General features: G+C 46.3%; 10 protein-coding genes. 7 read left to right on the top strand and 3 right to left on the bottom strand.

What is annotated here, in order from left to right; translation table 11 throughout:
- Positions 1-9: 9 nt before the first annotated feature.
- The gene (locus STSP1_RS03055; protein ID WP_085754939.1) at positions 10-2796 is read left to right on the top strand and encodes a golvesin C-terminal-like domain-containing protein; all 2787 of its coding nucleotides are present in this window, start codon (positions 10-12) and stop codon (positions 2794-2796) included.
- Between the two features lie 201 nt (positions 2797-2997).
- Here the strand turns inward: STSP1_RS03055 and gyrA are convergent, their stop codons facing one another.
- Positions 2998-5562, bottom strand: coding sequence for a DNA gyrase subunit A (gene gyrA / locus STSP1_RS03050; protein WP_085754938.1), 2565 nt, complete (start codon positions 5560-5562; stop codon positions 2998-3000).
- 296 nt (positions 5563-5858) lie between these two features.
- Between gyrA and STSP1_RS03045 the strand changes: the two genes are divergently transcribed.
- Both STSP1_RS03045 and STSP1_RS03040 read left to right on the top strand, forming a co-directional pair.
- Positions 5859-7346, top strand: a complete 1488-nt coding sequence (locus tag STSP1_RS03045) for a GLUG motif-containing protein (RefSeq protein ID WP_085754937.1) — start codon at positions 5859-5861, stop codon at positions 7344-7346.
- Positions 7347-7482: 136 nt separating this feature from the next.
- A complete protein-coding gene (locus tag STSP1_RS03040; RefSeq protein ID WP_085754936.1) occupies positions 7483-8988 on the top strand; it encodes a GLUG motif-containing protein in 1506 nt (501 codons plus the stop codon).
- Positions 8989-9133: 145 nt separating this feature from the next.
- Here STSP1_RS03040 and STSP1_RS03035 read toward each other — a convergent pair whose 3' ends face one another.
- A complete protein-coding gene (locus tag STSP1_RS03035; RefSeq protein ID WP_085754935.1) occupies positions 9134-10339 on the bottom strand; it encodes an ABC transporter permease in 1206 nt (401 codons plus the stop codon).
- A complete protein-coding gene (locus tag STSP1_RS03030) occupies positions 10339-11328 on the bottom strand; it encodes an ABC transporter permease (RefSeq protein ID WP_085754934.1) in 990 nt (329 codons plus the stop codon). Before STSP1_RS03030 ends, STSP1_RS03035 begins: the two co-directional genes overlap by 1 nt.
- A gap of 1174 nt (positions 11329-12502) precedes the next feature.
- Here STSP1_RS03030 and STSP1_RS03025 point away from each other — a divergent pair.
- The 4 genes from STSP1_RS03025 (at position 12503) to STSP1_RS03015 (ending at position 14978) form a co-directional block, all read left to right on the top strand.
- The gene (locus tag STSP1_RS03025; RefSeq protein WP_085754774.1) at positions 12503-13726 is read left to right on the top strand and encodes an IS4 family transposase; all 1224 of its coding nucleotides are present in this window, start codon (positions 12503-12505) and stop codon (positions 13724-13726) included.
- A 205-nt stretch (positions 13727-13931) separates the two neighbouring features.
- A complete protein-coding gene (locus tag STSP1_RS03020) occupies positions 13932-14312 on the top strand; it encodes a helix-turn-helix domain-containing protein (protein ID WP_085754933.1) in 381 nt (126 codons plus the stop codon).
- Entirely contained in the window at positions 14309-14479 is a 171-nt protein-coding gene (locus tag STSP1_RS12440; RefSeq protein WP_161491579.1) for a hypothetical protein, read from the top strand. The genes STSP1_RS03020 and STSP1_RS12440 overlap by 4 nt, the downstream gene beginning before the upstream one ends.
- Positions 14469-14978: a helix-turn-helix domain-containing protein gene (locus tag STSP1_RS03015; protein ID WP_085754932.1), complete on the top strand. Its 510-nt coding sequence runs from the start codon at positions 14469-14471 to the stop codon at positions 14976-14978. The genes STSP1_RS12440 and STSP1_RS03015 overlap by 11 nt, the downstream gene beginning before the upstream one ends.
- The last annotated feature ends 50 nt before the right edge of the window (positions 14979-15028 follow it).

Below are 15028 nucleotides of genomic sequence, written 5' to 3'. Positions count from 1 at the left end.
AGTTTTATTATGATGATAAAAAGCGAGATTATAATGGCGAAGCTGGTTGCCGTTTTGGCAGCAGTACTGCTGTCAAACAGCTCAGCTCTTTCCGCTGAGAAGGTGTTTACTTATAGATTTACAGAGCTTGATGCGGAGGTTTCCAAGGGTGCCTCTTTGGAAGTTCGCAAAGATTCAGCACAAGCATCTTCGCAAGGGAGCAGTTATCAGCATGCATATCTAAGCGAAAAAAAACAGTTCGTTGAATTTGCTGTTGATGTCCCTGAAGCAGGATTTTATGCCCTGCAAGTCAGGCAGCGCAATCAACCTGATAACGGCATCTATGAGCTGCTTGTGGGCAGTGATAATGATGAATTAAGTTTGGCTGGTGAAGGCCTGAAGATCGATCAGGGTGATCTCTGCGGAGAATACAGCTTCAGAACTGTCAATTTGGGTGTGCATCGTTTTCAGACAGCCGGCTCCAAAAAATTCAGGTTTAAGGCTGTAGGTAAAAATAAAGATTCCGAAAGTTATAATCTCTCCTTCTCTGAACTGTCTCTAAAAAAGATTCAGCCGCTTGAGGTTTCTGACTCTTCAGATATCCAGTATGTGAGCGATGTTAATTCACAAGATGGCTTCTATTATCGAATAAAATCTGACAGCCCGGGGGCAGTCGTGAAGTATCCTGTTCAGGCAGAAAAAGATGGTTTTTATGTGATTCTAATACGAAACGTATTAAGCTCGGCTGGTGCCGAATACAAAGTGTCTTTTGATAATAAAAATTTAGGCAGTAAGATCGATTCGTTTAATCCTGATTTGCAGTATTCAATGTTTACAGCGGGCGTGGTGGAAGTTGATTCCCCGGGCGGGCAGATTGTAAAATTAAAAATCACAGGGAAAAATTCGCTAAGTTCCGGCTACTCGTTAAATTTTGATACAATACGCTTGGTTGACCCGGATATTATTGTAACATCCGGGTGGGGAATTAATTCAAGCAGGGTTAAAGGCTGGTGGCCGAAATCGACTTATGCAGACAATTATTACGGAAGATTCTACCGTTATTCAAGGGCGGGGCATACCCGTTTCTACCGTACTTTGAAACCGTCGGATGAGCCGGAAATAATAGCATGGCGGCCATGGCAGCCTGATTTTCAAGGCTTTCTGGTTTCGGGCTGGTATAATGTTTATTACTGGCTTCCCGATGGCGACCCTGACCGTGCGTCAAATGCGAAATATACAGTTCATCATAGATCCGGCCAAACAACCTACACTGTTGACCAGCGAAAGCCGGGCGGTGAATGGAAACTGCTGGGTACACATTTCTTTGAAAAGGGGCGGGCAGGCCGTTCAGGGTATGTGGAGCTTTCTAACGAAGCAGATGGTTTGGTTATTGCCGATTCGATCAAATATGAGTACGCTGAAATGCAGGGGTTAGACCCGAAATCCCAATCACTGCAAGATCCAGAGTCCGGCTCATACACAGTTCGGTTAGGTCAAGAGAAGCAAACCGTTTGGGGGCTTGGTGTGGAGATTCAGCCGGAAGCCGAAAGGAGGGGCGGAATCAACCGCAGCAAGGGCATTCCGGGGGATTTAACCGAATCGGAACGAAAGAGATTCTATAATGAACTGCTCGGATTCGGCCATGGATTCCGTTATATGAGGCTTCCTATGGGGCTCTTTTATACAGGGCTGGATGATGAGCGAAAGCAGTTTGAGCAGAATTGGAGCTCTCAGAACAGCGAACTGGCAGAAATGATAGATGAATCCGGTATTGAAGGCTTTAACTTTGAGTATTGGTCTCCAGCTCCGTATTTCAAATCTAACAATAGGTTTGTTGGCGGTTCTCTGAAAAAATTTGATAAAACATTTTTGACTGAATTTGGCAATTCAATTGTTAAAGATTTAAGATATGTTCAGGAAAATATCGCCCCTGTCAAAATGTTTTCTTTGCAGAATGAACCCACCGTTGGTGAGGCAGGCTACGGCTGCTGTGAGTATAGCGGGCAGGAGTACTGCGATACGTTTCGAGCAGTCGCGCCGATTGTTAAGAATGAATTCCCTGAGCTTTTCATACATGCAGACAGTCAGGCTGGCCAGTACGGCAAAGGCTCGATACTTATTCGAGATGATTCCAAGGCTCTTGAATACGTGGATGGGTGGTCTTGGCATCGTGTCGGGAAAAATTCTGATGAACAAATCAGATACAGCGATTCCCGATTCAAGAAAGATGCAGAAGGAAGGCCTGTGCTGAATGTAGAATTCGAATATCTTGATGGCGCAGGTTCTCAGTGGAGATTTGTAAATACTGCTCAATCTATTATGAACTGGTTTGCTTTTAATGAATCTCCTGCATGGTTCTGGCTGCATGCCCTCAAACCTACTGACACTCTTATAGGTGAGCGGTTTGGCCTTGGTTTTTGGCGGCCTTCAAGTGATAACGATTTTACACGTTATGTTGACATCAAAAAGAAACACTGGCAGTACAATTGGTATCACTGGAATGCTGTTGCAGGATTCTTGAAATATATGCCGTGGGATTCAGTTGTTTGTCGTGTAGATGAAGAGCAGACCCGAAAAAATCAGCGAATTCTGGCGTGGAAAACGCCTGAGAGCAAATTGGTTATTGCTTTAACTAATCGCTCATCTGATACTCCTTTTGAATACAATATTGATATGGGGGTTGATGCTGAGTTTAAAGGCTATTGCTATACTTCGCAAACCAGAAACAACATCGGAAAATATGTGGGTATCAGAAAAGGGCGGCAGTTCTCACGTGAATTATCCCCTTTCTCTGTTGAATTTTGGGTGCAGCAGTAAAAAGGACGGTTATGCCCTGATGTTTTTGTTTTCTGGTATTTGGCTTTCTAACTGGAGCTGGATATGAAAAGAAATAATTAAAAAAAATCGGGCAGTATCAATATCGAAACTGCCCGATTAAGGATTTGTCAACAATATATAAAGCGCCGCAATAGATGCGATTCAAGGAATGAGTCAGCTCTTCAAGCCTGCCCTAACCCTTTACTTTTCTTCCTCGGCCTCTTCAGCCGCTTCCACTTCAGCCTCAGCTTCCTGCTCGTTTACGATTCTCGCAGTTGAGACCACCTGATCATCTTTGCCGAGCTTAATCAGCCTTACGCCTGCCGTATTCCTGCCGATTTCCCGCACCTCTTCGAGGCCGGTTCTTATGATAATCCCGTTTCTGGTAATCATCATTATATCGTCTTTGTCTGCTGCCGGCATAACTGCGACAACATCGCCGTTCCTATCGGACTTCTTAATATTTATGATTCCCGAGCCGCCGCGAGACTGCAAGCGGTATTCGCTCAGGGCAGTTCGTTTGCCGAAGCCGTTTTCGCATATTGTCAGGATTGAGCTGCCGGGCTCGAGGATAATCATCCCTACTGCTTTGTCATCGGATTTGAGCCTAATGCCCTTAACGCCTCGAGCTGTTCGCCCCATCTGGCGAACGTCTTCCTCGCTGAATCTTATGCTCATTCCGTTTTTGGTAGCCAGCAGGATCTCATCGCTGCCGCCGGTAATACCAACGCTTATAAGGTCGTCGTCTTCATCGAGCTTGATCGCATTCACGCCGTTAGCACGGACATTACCGTAAGCCTCGAGAACAGTCTTCTTAACAATGCCCTTGCGAGTGGCGAAAATCAGGTTGCGCTGGTCGAACTCGCGAACATTTATGATAGACATAATTCTTGAATCGCCCAGCTCGAGGAGGTTGGCGATGCTTCTGCCCTTGCTCTGCCTTGAGAGGTTCGGAATTCGATACACCTTGAGCCAGTAGCACCGGCCGTTATCGGTAAACACCATAAGGTAGTCGTGCGTGCTGGCGATGAAGAGCCTCTCTATAAAGTCGTCGTCTTTGCTGTCTGACCCGATTATTCCGCGTCCGCCTCGTCCCTGCTTGCGGTAGGTGTCTATCGGCATACGCTTAACGTATCCTTCATGGCTCACCGTTACCACAACCTTCTCTTCCTGGATGAGGTCTTCGATATCAAAATCCTCTACCGCCTCTGTGATTTCGGTTCGTCTTTTATCTCCGTATTTCTCCACCATCTCAGAGAGGTCTTCGCGTATCATGGAAAACACGATTTTCTCATCTGCGAGGATCTTTTCGTAATGCCTTATCTGCTCGGCAAGCTTTGCATACTCATTGGCAAGCTTCTCAATCTCAAGGCCGGTGAGCTTCTGAAGCTGCATACCAAGGATCGCATCAGCCTGCGGGCCTGTGAGATATTTCTCTCCCCCTTCTGCCTCGGATAGGAAATCTTCAGGCAGAAGCCTTTTCAGCGTTGCAGACTCAACGAGCTTGAGGGGTTTGTTCATAAGATTGAGCTTGGCATTAGGCACATCAGGCGAGCTCTTGATCAGCTCGATTATTTCATCAATATCGCTTACCGCAAGAATCAAACCTTCGAGAATGTGTGCCCTGTTGCGTGATTTTCTCAGCAGGAACTGGGTTCTTCTTCGTATTACGTCTTTGCGGTGGTCAAGGTATTCCTGCATCAGCTGACGCATATTGAGCGTCATCGGGCGGTTGTTCACCAGCACAACGTTGTTTATAGCGAAGGTGGTTTGAAGCTGGGTATATTTGAAGAGCTTGTTGATAACAACTTCCGGCTCTGCATCCTTCTTGATATCAACAACGATTCTCAGCCCTTTCCTGTCCGATTCGTCGTTCACATCTGCCACCTCTGGCAGGAGCCCGCTGTGAACGCAGTCGGCAATTTTCGATACCACGTTGGTTTTCACAACCATATAAGGGATCTCTGTGATGATGATCTTGCTCTTGCCGGTCTTCGTTTCCTCAACATCATACCTGCACCGAACTCGCACATGCCCGCGCCCATTGGTGTAGGCATCCATAATGCCCTTTTTGCCGCAGATTATCCCGCCTGTGGGGAAATCCGGCCCGGGCAGATCTTCCATAAGATCGAGGATTGTGCTTTCGGGGTTGTCTATGAGCTTTATCATCGCCCTGCACACTTCTGTGATGTTGTGCGGGGCCATATTCGTTGCCATTCCAACGGCAATTCCTGTTGAGCCGTTTACGAGCAGATTGGGGAATTTCGACGGCAAAACAACAGGTTCGGTTCTGGTTTCATCGTAGTTCTGCACGAAGTCAACAGTCTCTTTGTTGATGTCTTCAAGCATATCCGTAGCAGCGGCGTGCATACGTGCTTCGGTGTAACGCATTGCAGCTGGAGGGTCGCCGTCTATGCTCCCGAAGTTGCCCTGCGGGTCAACGAGCATATAACGCATGCTCCAGCCCTGACCCATGCGAACCAGCGTGGGATACACAACAGCCTCGCCGTGGGGATGATAGTTACCGCTGGTATCACCGGCAATCTTGGCGCATTTTCTGTGTTTTCCGCGAGGCCCTAGGTTCAAATCGTTCATCGCCACCAGAATTCGCCTCTGAGAGGGCTTGAGCCCGTCTCGAACATCCGGGAGAGCACGTGATACTATCACGCTCATCGAATAATTCAGATACGAATGCTTCATCTCATCAAGGATTGATTTCTCCTCGATGAACTCTTTAAATTCCGGCCTATTTATCTCGTCTGTCATCGGATTGTTCTGCTCCGTAAATCAGGGCTCTCAGCATAATCAGAGAGAGAGCCCCTAACATTGATTTCTGAATAAAATAAGAGCCTTAATTATACTTAAAAACGCTGCGGAGTCAAAATTTATAGCTGCCCAAAAAACAAAACATTTAGCAGTGGCATTACCGCTCACACGTTCAACGAAAATTTTTTTTTTCTTCTTGAAACCGCTTTTGAAATTTGATAGGCTCAAAGCCGATTGGAAATAAGAAAGTAAGTAAGCTTCGGATAAAAGTAAGTATTATTACAGGGGAGAAAAACATGTGTTACCTCAGATTATCAATTCTGGCATCGATTATCATTCCCTCGCTTGTATTTGGTTTTGCAGGGGGCGATGGAACTGAAAGCAGCCCATACCAGATTTCGACTCCAGACCATCTTGAAGCGGTGAATGATGATCCTGCAGCCCATTATGTTATGACAAATGACATAAATCTTTCCGGGAGATCTTACGAGCGTGCCGTAATTGCTCCCGATACAGATTACAGCGATGGTAACGGTTATTACAAATATGAGTTCGATGGCACTCGTTTCTCAGGTACATTTGACGGGGCAGGCTTTCGGGTCCTTAATTTGAACATTGACTCCTCGCTTTCGGAAGGGGATTATCCTGGCCATCTCGGACTTTTCGGTAGAACTGATGGTGCGGAAATAAAAAATCTTGGAATTGAGGGCGTTGATATAGAAGGCGGGGATGATTCACGATATATAGGCGGTATGTGCGGCTGGAATTACGATAGCAGAATAACAGACTGCTATGCAAATGGAACTGTTTCAGGCGGCGATGAATCTCAGGATTTTGGCGGTTTTTGCGGAGTTAATTACACAGGTTCAATTACAAACTGCTGTTCGAATGTAGCTGTTTTTGGCGGCGATGAATCTAGCAGAATCGGCGGTCTATGCGGGTACAATTACGATAATTACGGAAAAATCACGAACTGCTGTGCGAACGGCACTGTTTCGGGCGGAGAAAATTCCAGCCATATCGGCGGACTGTGCGGATTAAATTCTAATCAGGCTGCTATTGAAAACTCTTATGCCGATGTCTCTGTTTCAGGACATGATATCCTCGGAGGTTTGTGCGGGAATAATAATGGCTCAGTAAAAAGATGCTATGCCACAGGCTCTGTTTCTGGAGGGGATGATTCTTATGCCGATAATCTTGGCGGTTTGTGCGGAAGGAGTACTTACAAAATTGAAAATTCCTATGCCACAGGCTCTGTCTCTGGTGGCAGCGAGTCGGATAATATCGGTGGAATCTGCGGGAATAATTACTACGGTTCAATCAAAAACTGCTATGCCACGGGAACTGTTTCGGGGGATAATAATATTGGCGGGATATGCGGTCTTAATTATAATGATAGCGGGGTAATTGAAAACTGTTTCTGGGATATTTTGACCAGCGGACTATATTCAAGCGCTGAGGGAACAGGTATTACGACTTTTGCAATGCACAGACAAATCACGTTTACAGATGCCGGCTGGGATTATGTGAACGAGGATACGAACGGAATGATAGATTTATGGTATCAAAATCCGGACGATTACCCGAAGCTTTTCTGGCAGGCAATTCCAGGCGACTGCAACTATGACGGGTACGTCGGCCAGAATGATATATTGATTATGGCAGAGCAGTGGCTTGATTATTCTGACAGATATAATCGCTTGGAAGCAGATCTAAACTTTGATGATTACGTTGATATTCTCGATTATTCTATATTTTTTGAGAATTGGCTTGATGCAAATTAGCAGCAGGGTTTTACATAATTTTTTTAATTATTTTTCTTGAAACCTCTTTTGAAATTTGATAGGGTCAAAGCCGATTGGAAATAAGAAAGTAAGTAAGCTTCGGATAAAAGTAAGTATTATTACAGGGGAGAAAAACATGTGTTACCTCAGGTTATCAATTCTGGCATCACTTATTATTCCAGCGTTCGTATTTGGTTTTGCAGGGGGCGATGGAACTGAAAGCAGCCCATACCAGATTTCGACTCCAGACCATCTTGAAGCGGTGAACAGCGATCTATCTGCCAATTACATCTTAATCAATGACATTGACTTAACCGGCAGGACATACCAACGCGCCGTTATAGCACCGGATCTTGATTACAGCAATATTTATTTCTCCGACAGCCCTTTTTCAGGGTCATTCTGCGGGGCAGGATATAAGATTTTGAATCTAAACGTTGATGCTGCAGGTGTAACGGGGAATTACCCGAGTTTTTTAGGTCTTTTCGGAAAAATTGATGGAGGCGAAGTACTGGATCTCGGCATGGAGAATGCTGATATAGACGGCGGCGAGGACTCGAGTCATATAGGCCTTATTTGCGGGGTCAACTTTGAAAGCGAAATCAAAGGCTCCTATGCCTCGGGTTATATTTCGGGGCAGGAGTACCTCGGTGGATTATGCGGAACTAATGATAGCGGCACAATTGAGAACTGCTATGCCGCAGTAGAGGTTTCTGGAAGTAATTGGCGGCTCGGCGGTCTTTGCGGATATAATGATAGCGGCATAATTGCAAACTCACATGCAGAAGGCTCTGTTTCCGGAGACAGTGATTTAATGCATGTTGGCGGATTATGCGGTATGAATTCCGGCACAATAGAACACTGCTATGCAGCTGTATCAGTCTCATGCGGGGCTAACTCAAGTTATGTCGGAGGTCTTTGCGGACATCATTGGAAAGGAACAATTGAAAACTGCTGGGCATCAGGTTCAGTTTTGGCAGAAGAGTATCTTGGCGGTTTGTGCGGATATAATGAAAGCGGTACAATCAGGAAATGCTTTGCTGCAGGGTCTGTTTCTGGTGATCAAAATGTAGGGGGCTTATGCGGCTTTACTCAGAGCATTGTTGAAAACTGTTATGCAGCCGGATCTGTTTCGGGAGAACAAAATGTTGGCGGTCTGTGCGGCTTTTTTAAGGAAATCTGTTTAACCAACTGCTATTCAACCGGCTCTGTTTCGGGAGATTGGGAGGTAGGCGGCCTGTGTGGAGATGATTATCAAGGCACAACCTCCAGTTGTTTCTGGGACACTGAATCCAGCGGAATGGATTCCAGCGCAGGAGGAGCAGGGCTTACTACAGCCCAGATGCAGACTCTGAGCACGTTTACAGATGCCGGCTGGGATTATGTGAACGAGGATAATAACGGGAAGATGGATCTCTGGTATCAGCATGCGGGCGAATATCCCAATTTTTACTGGGAATATCTCCCCGGCGACTGCAACTATGACGGATACGTCGGCCAGAATGATATATTGATTATGGCAGAGCAGTGGCTTCAAGCTCAGCCGGCACAAACCCGGCTTGAAGCAGATTCAAACTTTGATGATTACGTTGATATTCTCGATTATGCGATATTAACCGAAAATTGGTTTACTGCCGAATAAAGCAAAGAACATTGCAGGGCTCGCACGTAATAATTTGCCAATACAAAGTATCGTGCGGGGAAAATAAGCTAATCAGGGCACTGTCCTAAGCAGGGGGGCGGTTCTGAGTAATTTTTCGCAGTGAGACATTTCTGCTGCTGCGGCTTTATGCGGCTTTTCTGAGTTTCGGGTCTATTGCGTCGCGCAGGCCTTCGCCCACGAGGTTGTATGCCATTACGGTGAATATTATGGCCAGTCCGGGGAAGAGCGTCATCCACCATATAAACTCGCCGGAAGAATTAACTCCGAGGCTGAGCATTTGTCCCCAGCTCGGCTTCGGCGGCACAATCCCGAACCCAAGGAAGCTCAGAGCCGCCTCGATAAAGATCGCTCCTGCGATCCCGAATGTGGCGTTCACCAATACCGGCGCTACGCCGTTGGGCAGGATATGCTTGAAGATAATGCTGCTTGTAGGCAGGCCGAGAGCCCTTGCCGCATCCACAAAATCCTGCTTTCTGAGCTTGAGGAATTCTGCACGGATGAATCTGGCGTTGCCTGTCCAGCTTGTTATGCCGATAATTATCATAATATTGAAGAGGCTCTTGCCGAAGAAAGCTATAATCGTGAGGATCAAAAAGAAGGCGGGGATCGCCATCATAATCTCAATAAAACGCATTCCTATAAAATCAACGATACCTCCGAAGAATCCAATAACAGACCCTATCAGCACGCCTATAGTTGTAGAGATACCTACCGCCACAAACCCCACAGACAGCGAGATCCTCGAGCCGTGTATAAGCCTTGCCAGCACATCCGAGCCCACATCATCTGTCCCGAGAAGGTGCTTTTGAGATGGCGGCTGATACTTATCCTCAAGGCTCGTTTCTGCGTAGCTGTATGGAACGGGAGGAAATACTGCCCAGTTCTCTTCAGACTCCTGCACAAGCTGCTTGTAATTAACGGTGCTGTTGTAGGTTGGGATAACAGCTTTGAAAAATATCACCCCTGCCAGTATTATTCCGGCAGTGATCATAAGCTGCCTGAGGAAGATTTCCCCGCGCACAGAGGGCGTGTATTTTTTGGTGTTGGATTTGATCTTGAAAATGAGCCCTATGCAGCAGGCCGCAGCAAATAACACGCTGTAGTCTGAGCTGTCCAAAGCGGAGAAAAGCGGAAAGCTCAGCTCCCCTTTGATCACTGCGAAATAGGGTTTGCTGTTGGCAATAAAGGGCGCAAAAACCGCTATCACAAAGAGCAGTATAATAAAGCCGAGGCAAACTATATTAAGCCTGTTCTTCCGGAACTGCTCCCAAGTGAGCTGTCCGAAGGTTTTTCCCCAGTTTCTTTTATTATTGATACTTTCGTTTACCATCAGTCGTAAGATATCCTCGGGTCAGCTATTGCGTAGCATATATCGGCCAGCAGAAGCCCTGCAAGATTCAGCACTCCCGAAATCGTGGCCACTGCCATCACTACATTATAATCCCTTGTTGTTATCGCCTCGAATGCCAGAAGCCCCATCCCGGGGATGGAGAACAGCTTTTCAATGATTACAGAACCGGCAATCATGGCCGGCAGAAGGGTTGCCAGAACCGTGATTACCGGAATTATGCTGTTCCTGAATGCATGTCGGAAGATTACTGTTTTCTCAGCAAGCCCCTTGGCTCTTGCTGTGCGAACGTAATCCATCCTGAGGTTATCGAGCATACTCGCCCGTACGATCTTGGTTAGGTAGGTAAAGCCGTTGAAGGTGATGCAAAGCACCGGCAGAACCAGATGCCAGATGCGGTCTTTAAGCCATACGAGGAACGGCATTTTATCTGAGTTGTTGCTGTTTATCCCAGAAGAAGGGAACCAGTTGAAGAAGTCGGGGTTGGAGAAATAGCCTATGAGCATCTGCCCCACCCACATTATCGGGAGAGACCAAAGAATAAACAGTACTACAGAAATCGCCCTGTCCGTAAATCTGTTGTGCCTCAGAGCTGACAGTGTGCCCAGAGGCAGAGCCACTAGGTAAATTATTGTAAAGGCGGTGAGATTGAGCGTGAGGGTGATGGGGAGTCGCTTGGCTATAAGCTCTATAACAGGGCGGTGATGCTTGAAAGACTGCCCGAAATTGAGCTGAACGATATTCTTAAGCCAGATAAAGTATTGCACGGGTTCGGGCTTATCGAGGCCGTAAAGCTCAAGCTGGGCCTGCCTTGCCGCCTGATTCTGCCCGCTCTGAATACCCTGATCCAGCCCCATCTGCATAGCGATAGGATCGCCCGGGGCAAGCCTGCTTATAGCAAACACCAGAACGGTGATCCCGATGAGTGTCGGAATCATAAGCAGAATTCTTCTGATAACGTAGGTGGTCATAAATTACCAAATTTAAAAAGAATTATTTCAGCTCGCTCAATCCTGATTATGTTGCCAAGGTATATTAACGAGGCGGTTATTATATGTTTTACCCCTTTTTAAGCCAACAATTTTTTATCTTTCAGCTATTCTGTTTGCAGCTCAAGGATTGACCTATGTTGAGCAGGCAGAAGCTGGAAAAATGTTCACAGACACTCACGAACTCTCTGCGGGGAATAAGCGGGAGTCCGTAGAAGCCTGTGTTGGTCTGTGCAGGCAAAAAAGCCATTGATACACAGCAGTGCCAGCCGACCGAGTCCACCTCGTCCACTCACTAATCTATTCTGATTTTCCACTAATGATTTTGCAAAGAGCCACGAGCCACGAATCTATCCGCTTGCTTTCCGCCTTCGGCGGACAGGCTCTTCGCCTTCGGCGGACTCCACGTGCGGCTCTGATTGTCGTTAGTATTTCGCAGCGATTTCACAAAACGAGATATTTAAACCGAGCCACGCATGTAGGCCCGCCGCAGGCGGGGCGAAATAAGTGGACAGCAGTATGGAGAGAAAAGATATATATTAACCACAGAGGCACACAGAGGGGCACAGAGGGGAGATTTTTTTTTTGACAGGATTTACAGGATTCACAGGATAAATATTTAATATAGGAAAAGGCGGGGAGAAAATTTTTCAGCCACTAATCAACACTAATTTTTCACTAATGATTTTGCCACGAGCAATCCGCCGCAGGCGGACTTGCAGCTCAGCCACTCGCCACGAGCCAAGAATCTATCCGTTTGCTCCGTCCGCCTCCGGCGGACTCCACGCACGGCTCTGATTGTCGTTAGTATTTCGCAGCGACTTCACAAAACGAGATATTTAAACCGAGCCACGCATCAATAAATGGGTAACTGTCCCTATTAAAATTCCGGGCTTGGGAATTGATAGAGCAGGACAGCAATAAAGGCTTTTATTCGCTGAAAAAATAAAAAACCCCGCAATCCCACCAAAAACCCCACCTAACACCCCACTTGATACCCAAAGCAGTTGTTAAACTTTGGGTATTATGAAACTGAAAAACATAAACCAAATCACAGCCATCCCATAGAAGAACAAAATATAAGATGTTTCTTTGAAAATAGCGGGGTATGAGTTACACTAATTTCAACAAACTAACCAAAAATTAGGAGTAACTCATGACACCCGCTAAGCATCAATATACAGTTCTCAAGCAGATATGCCAATATATTCCTGCTTATCTTGTTTCAAAATTATCCCGGTTTTACGGTATTGACAAGCAATCACGAACATTTTCGTGCTGGTCTCACATTGTATCTATGCTTCATGTCCAGATTGCTCACAGCCTCTCGCTGAACGACGTTGCCGACACATTGCGTAATCATTCCGGAGCTTTGATTCCTATTCGCCGTGCAACCCCACCAAGCAGGAATGGGCTTTCTCATGCAAACAGGGTTCGAGATCCTCGTATGGCAGAGACTCTCTTCTGGGAGGTGCTGTCCCATATCCAAGCCCAGCATCCTAATTTTGGCAGAGGTCATAAATACTCCGGCCTTCCAAGGCGTTTTAAGAGAGCAATATATGCGGTTGATTCAACAACGATTCAGCTTGTAGCCAACTGTATTGACTGGGCTAAACATCGCAGACGCAAAGCCGCTGCAAAGTGCCACATGCAGCTTAATCTCCAGACATTCCTGCCTCAATTTGCTATTGTAAAAGAAGCCTCAACCCATGATTCGACAGAGGCTTATCAGCTCTGTCAGAACCTTAAAAGCGGCGAAATAGCGGTTTTTGACAAGGCTTACGTGGATTTTAAGCATCTGGCTGATCTTGACAGGCGAGAATTATTCTGGGTTACCAGAGCCAAAGACAATATGAAATATCGTTTTGTTAAACAGAATACAGAACCAAAAGGTGATATCCAATACGATGCATTAATTGAACTTGAAATGCCGAAAAGCTATGAGGCCTACCCGAAGCAGCTCCGTTTGGTTAAGGCTTATGTGGAAGTTAACGGCGAGAAAAAGCTTATGAAATTTATCACTAACAATACTCAGTGGGCGCCGAGCAGTATCTGCGGCCTATATAAATGCCGATGGGGCATAGAGGTGTTTTTCAAGCAAATAAAGCAGACTTTGCAGCTAAGCGATTTCCTAGGGCATAGCCAAGAAGCGATTCTATGGCAAGTATGGACGGCAATGCTTGCTTATATTTTAATACGGTATATAGGTTTCCTCGGCAAATGGAAAGGAACATTCAGTCGATTGTTTACTTTGCTGAGGGGTGTATTATTCAGCCGGCTGGATGTTTTTAGCGTTATGGCTGCCTGTGGGACAGCACGTGGTTCACCGCGTATGGTTGCAAGCCCTCAGCAGGCTTATTTGCCAGGTTTTAATATGTAGCAAGATTTTACGCAAAGAAAGAGGTGAAAAAAGAGTGGGCAGTATTGAGCAAATAACTGACAATTGAACAATAGCCAAAAAAATGCAAACTGGGGTGATTGAAATCCTTCAGGAAAAGGGCGTTTTAATACAATAAACAAGCCCTCAACGATAAATCTATGGACCTATGGGATGGCTGTGAAACCAAATTGCAAATGAGCTTGACTTGCCGCTCAGCTGGATTAAAGAGCAAGTAGAGGCGGGGAAGATTCCTTGTCTCAGGATTGGACGCAAATACAAATTTGAACTGGAGGCAGTTAAAGCAAGCCTCGCTGAAATGGCAGCGAAGCGAAAGGAGGTGAAACCGAAGCAAGCTGAATCAGCAATGCTCACAAGCGGGCAAGTGCGAGCCAAATTGAATGTTGGTAAAACTCTATTCTACGAAATGCTCTCAGACGGCAGGATTGGCGTTCGTCCCCTGCGGGCAGGCCGCAAACTGCTTTTTCCGGCAGCGGAACTGGAAAGATGGTTTGAGGCAAGCATTGAGGCCGGCGGGTTTATCCCAGCCGACCGGTGGAGACAATACAAATCACGAGGTGGAAAATGAGGCGGAATAAAAAGAGCCCCCGAGCTCAGGCGGCAGCGGAGGCGAGGCAAAAGCGATTCAGGCTGATAACACCAGACAGATACGATTTCAACCTCTGTTTTGCAAATGCTGAGCTTCAGCAAAGACAGCAGAGAATAAAAAGGAGGCGGATTGAAGATGTTCTTTAAATTGGATGCCGATACAGCAGCACGGAAAGACCTGCGGGCAAGCGATAAGATAATCCTTGCGATTATCCAAAATTATGAAAATCAGGGCGAGGCTTGGCCGGGCAGGAGGAAGCTTCAGGAAAAAAGCGGGCTTGCCGCTGGAACTGTTTGCAGCTCCATAAACCGGCTGGAATCCGCTGGGCTTCTGGAAGTTCAGCAGCAGGGTATCGGGAAGTCAAACATTTACAAAACCTGCCCGAAAACCCGACCGGTAGGAAAATCCGACCAGTCCGAAAATCAGGCAGGTACCTGCCCGAAAACCAGACAGGAACCTGTCCGAAAATTAGACCATAAAAGAATAAGAAAAGAAAAGAGTAATGTGGACGAGCCTTCCGGATATACTTTTGTGCTGAAGGGAGGGAAAGATTACTCACTACCAAAAGCCAAAATCGAAGAGTATCAAAAAACGTTCAAAGCAGTGGATACATATAATCCACAGATTACACAGAGGGGTTTTTGAATAGATATATTATTCTTTTCCTCCGATTGCTCCGCTTCCGGCGGACAGGC

Origin of the sequence: Sedimentisphaera salicampi (genome assembly GCF_002117005.1) — a bacterium.
Taxonomy (GTDB): domain Bacteria; phylum Planctomycetota; class Phycisphaerae; order Sedimentisphaerales; family Sedimentisphaeraceae; genus Sedimentisphaera; species Sedimentisphaera salicampi.
This window is presented reverse-complemented; position numbering and strand designations above follow the sequence as displayed.

What these genes read in the sequence shown, in the direction of transcription:
- STSP1_RS03055 (WP_085754939.1), top strand. Translation starts at nt 10, where the DNA reads ATGATGATAAAAAGCGAGATTATAATGGCGAAGCTGGTTGCCGTTTTG.
- gyrA (WP_085754938.1), bottom strand. Translation starts at nt 5,562, where the DNA reads ATGACAGACGAGATAAATAGGCCGGAATTTAAAGAGTTCATCGAGGAG.
- STSP1_RS03045 (WP_085754937.1), top strand. Translation starts at nt 5,859, where the DNA reads ATGTGTTACCTCAGATTATCAATTCTGGCATCGATTATCATTCCCTCG.
- STSP1_RS03040 (WP_085754936.1), top strand. Translation starts at nt 7,483, where the DNA reads ATGTGTTACCTCAGGTTATCAATTCTGGCATCACTTATTATTCCAGCG.
- STSP1_RS03035 (WP_085754935.1), bottom strand. Translation starts at nt 10,339, where the DNA reads ATGGTAAACGAAAGTATCAATAATAAAAGAAACTGGGGAAAAACCTTC.
- STSP1_RS03030 (WP_085754934.1), bottom strand. Translation starts at nt 11,328, where the DNA reads ATGACCACCTACGTTATCAGAAGAATTCTGCTTATGATTCCGACACTC.
- STSP1_RS03025 (WP_085754774.1), top strand. Translation starts at nt 12,503, where the DNA reads ATGACACCCGCTAAGCATCAATATACAGTTCTCAAGCAGATATGCCAA.
- STSP1_RS12440 (WP_161491579.1), top strand. Translation starts at nt 14,309, where the DNA reads ATGAGGCGGAATAAAAAGAGCCCCCGAGCTCAGGCGGCAGCGGAGGCG.
- STSP1_RS03015 (WP_085754932.1), top strand. Translation starts at nt 14,469, where the DNA reads ATGTTCTTTAAATTGGATGCCGATACAGCAGCACGGAAAGACCTGCGG.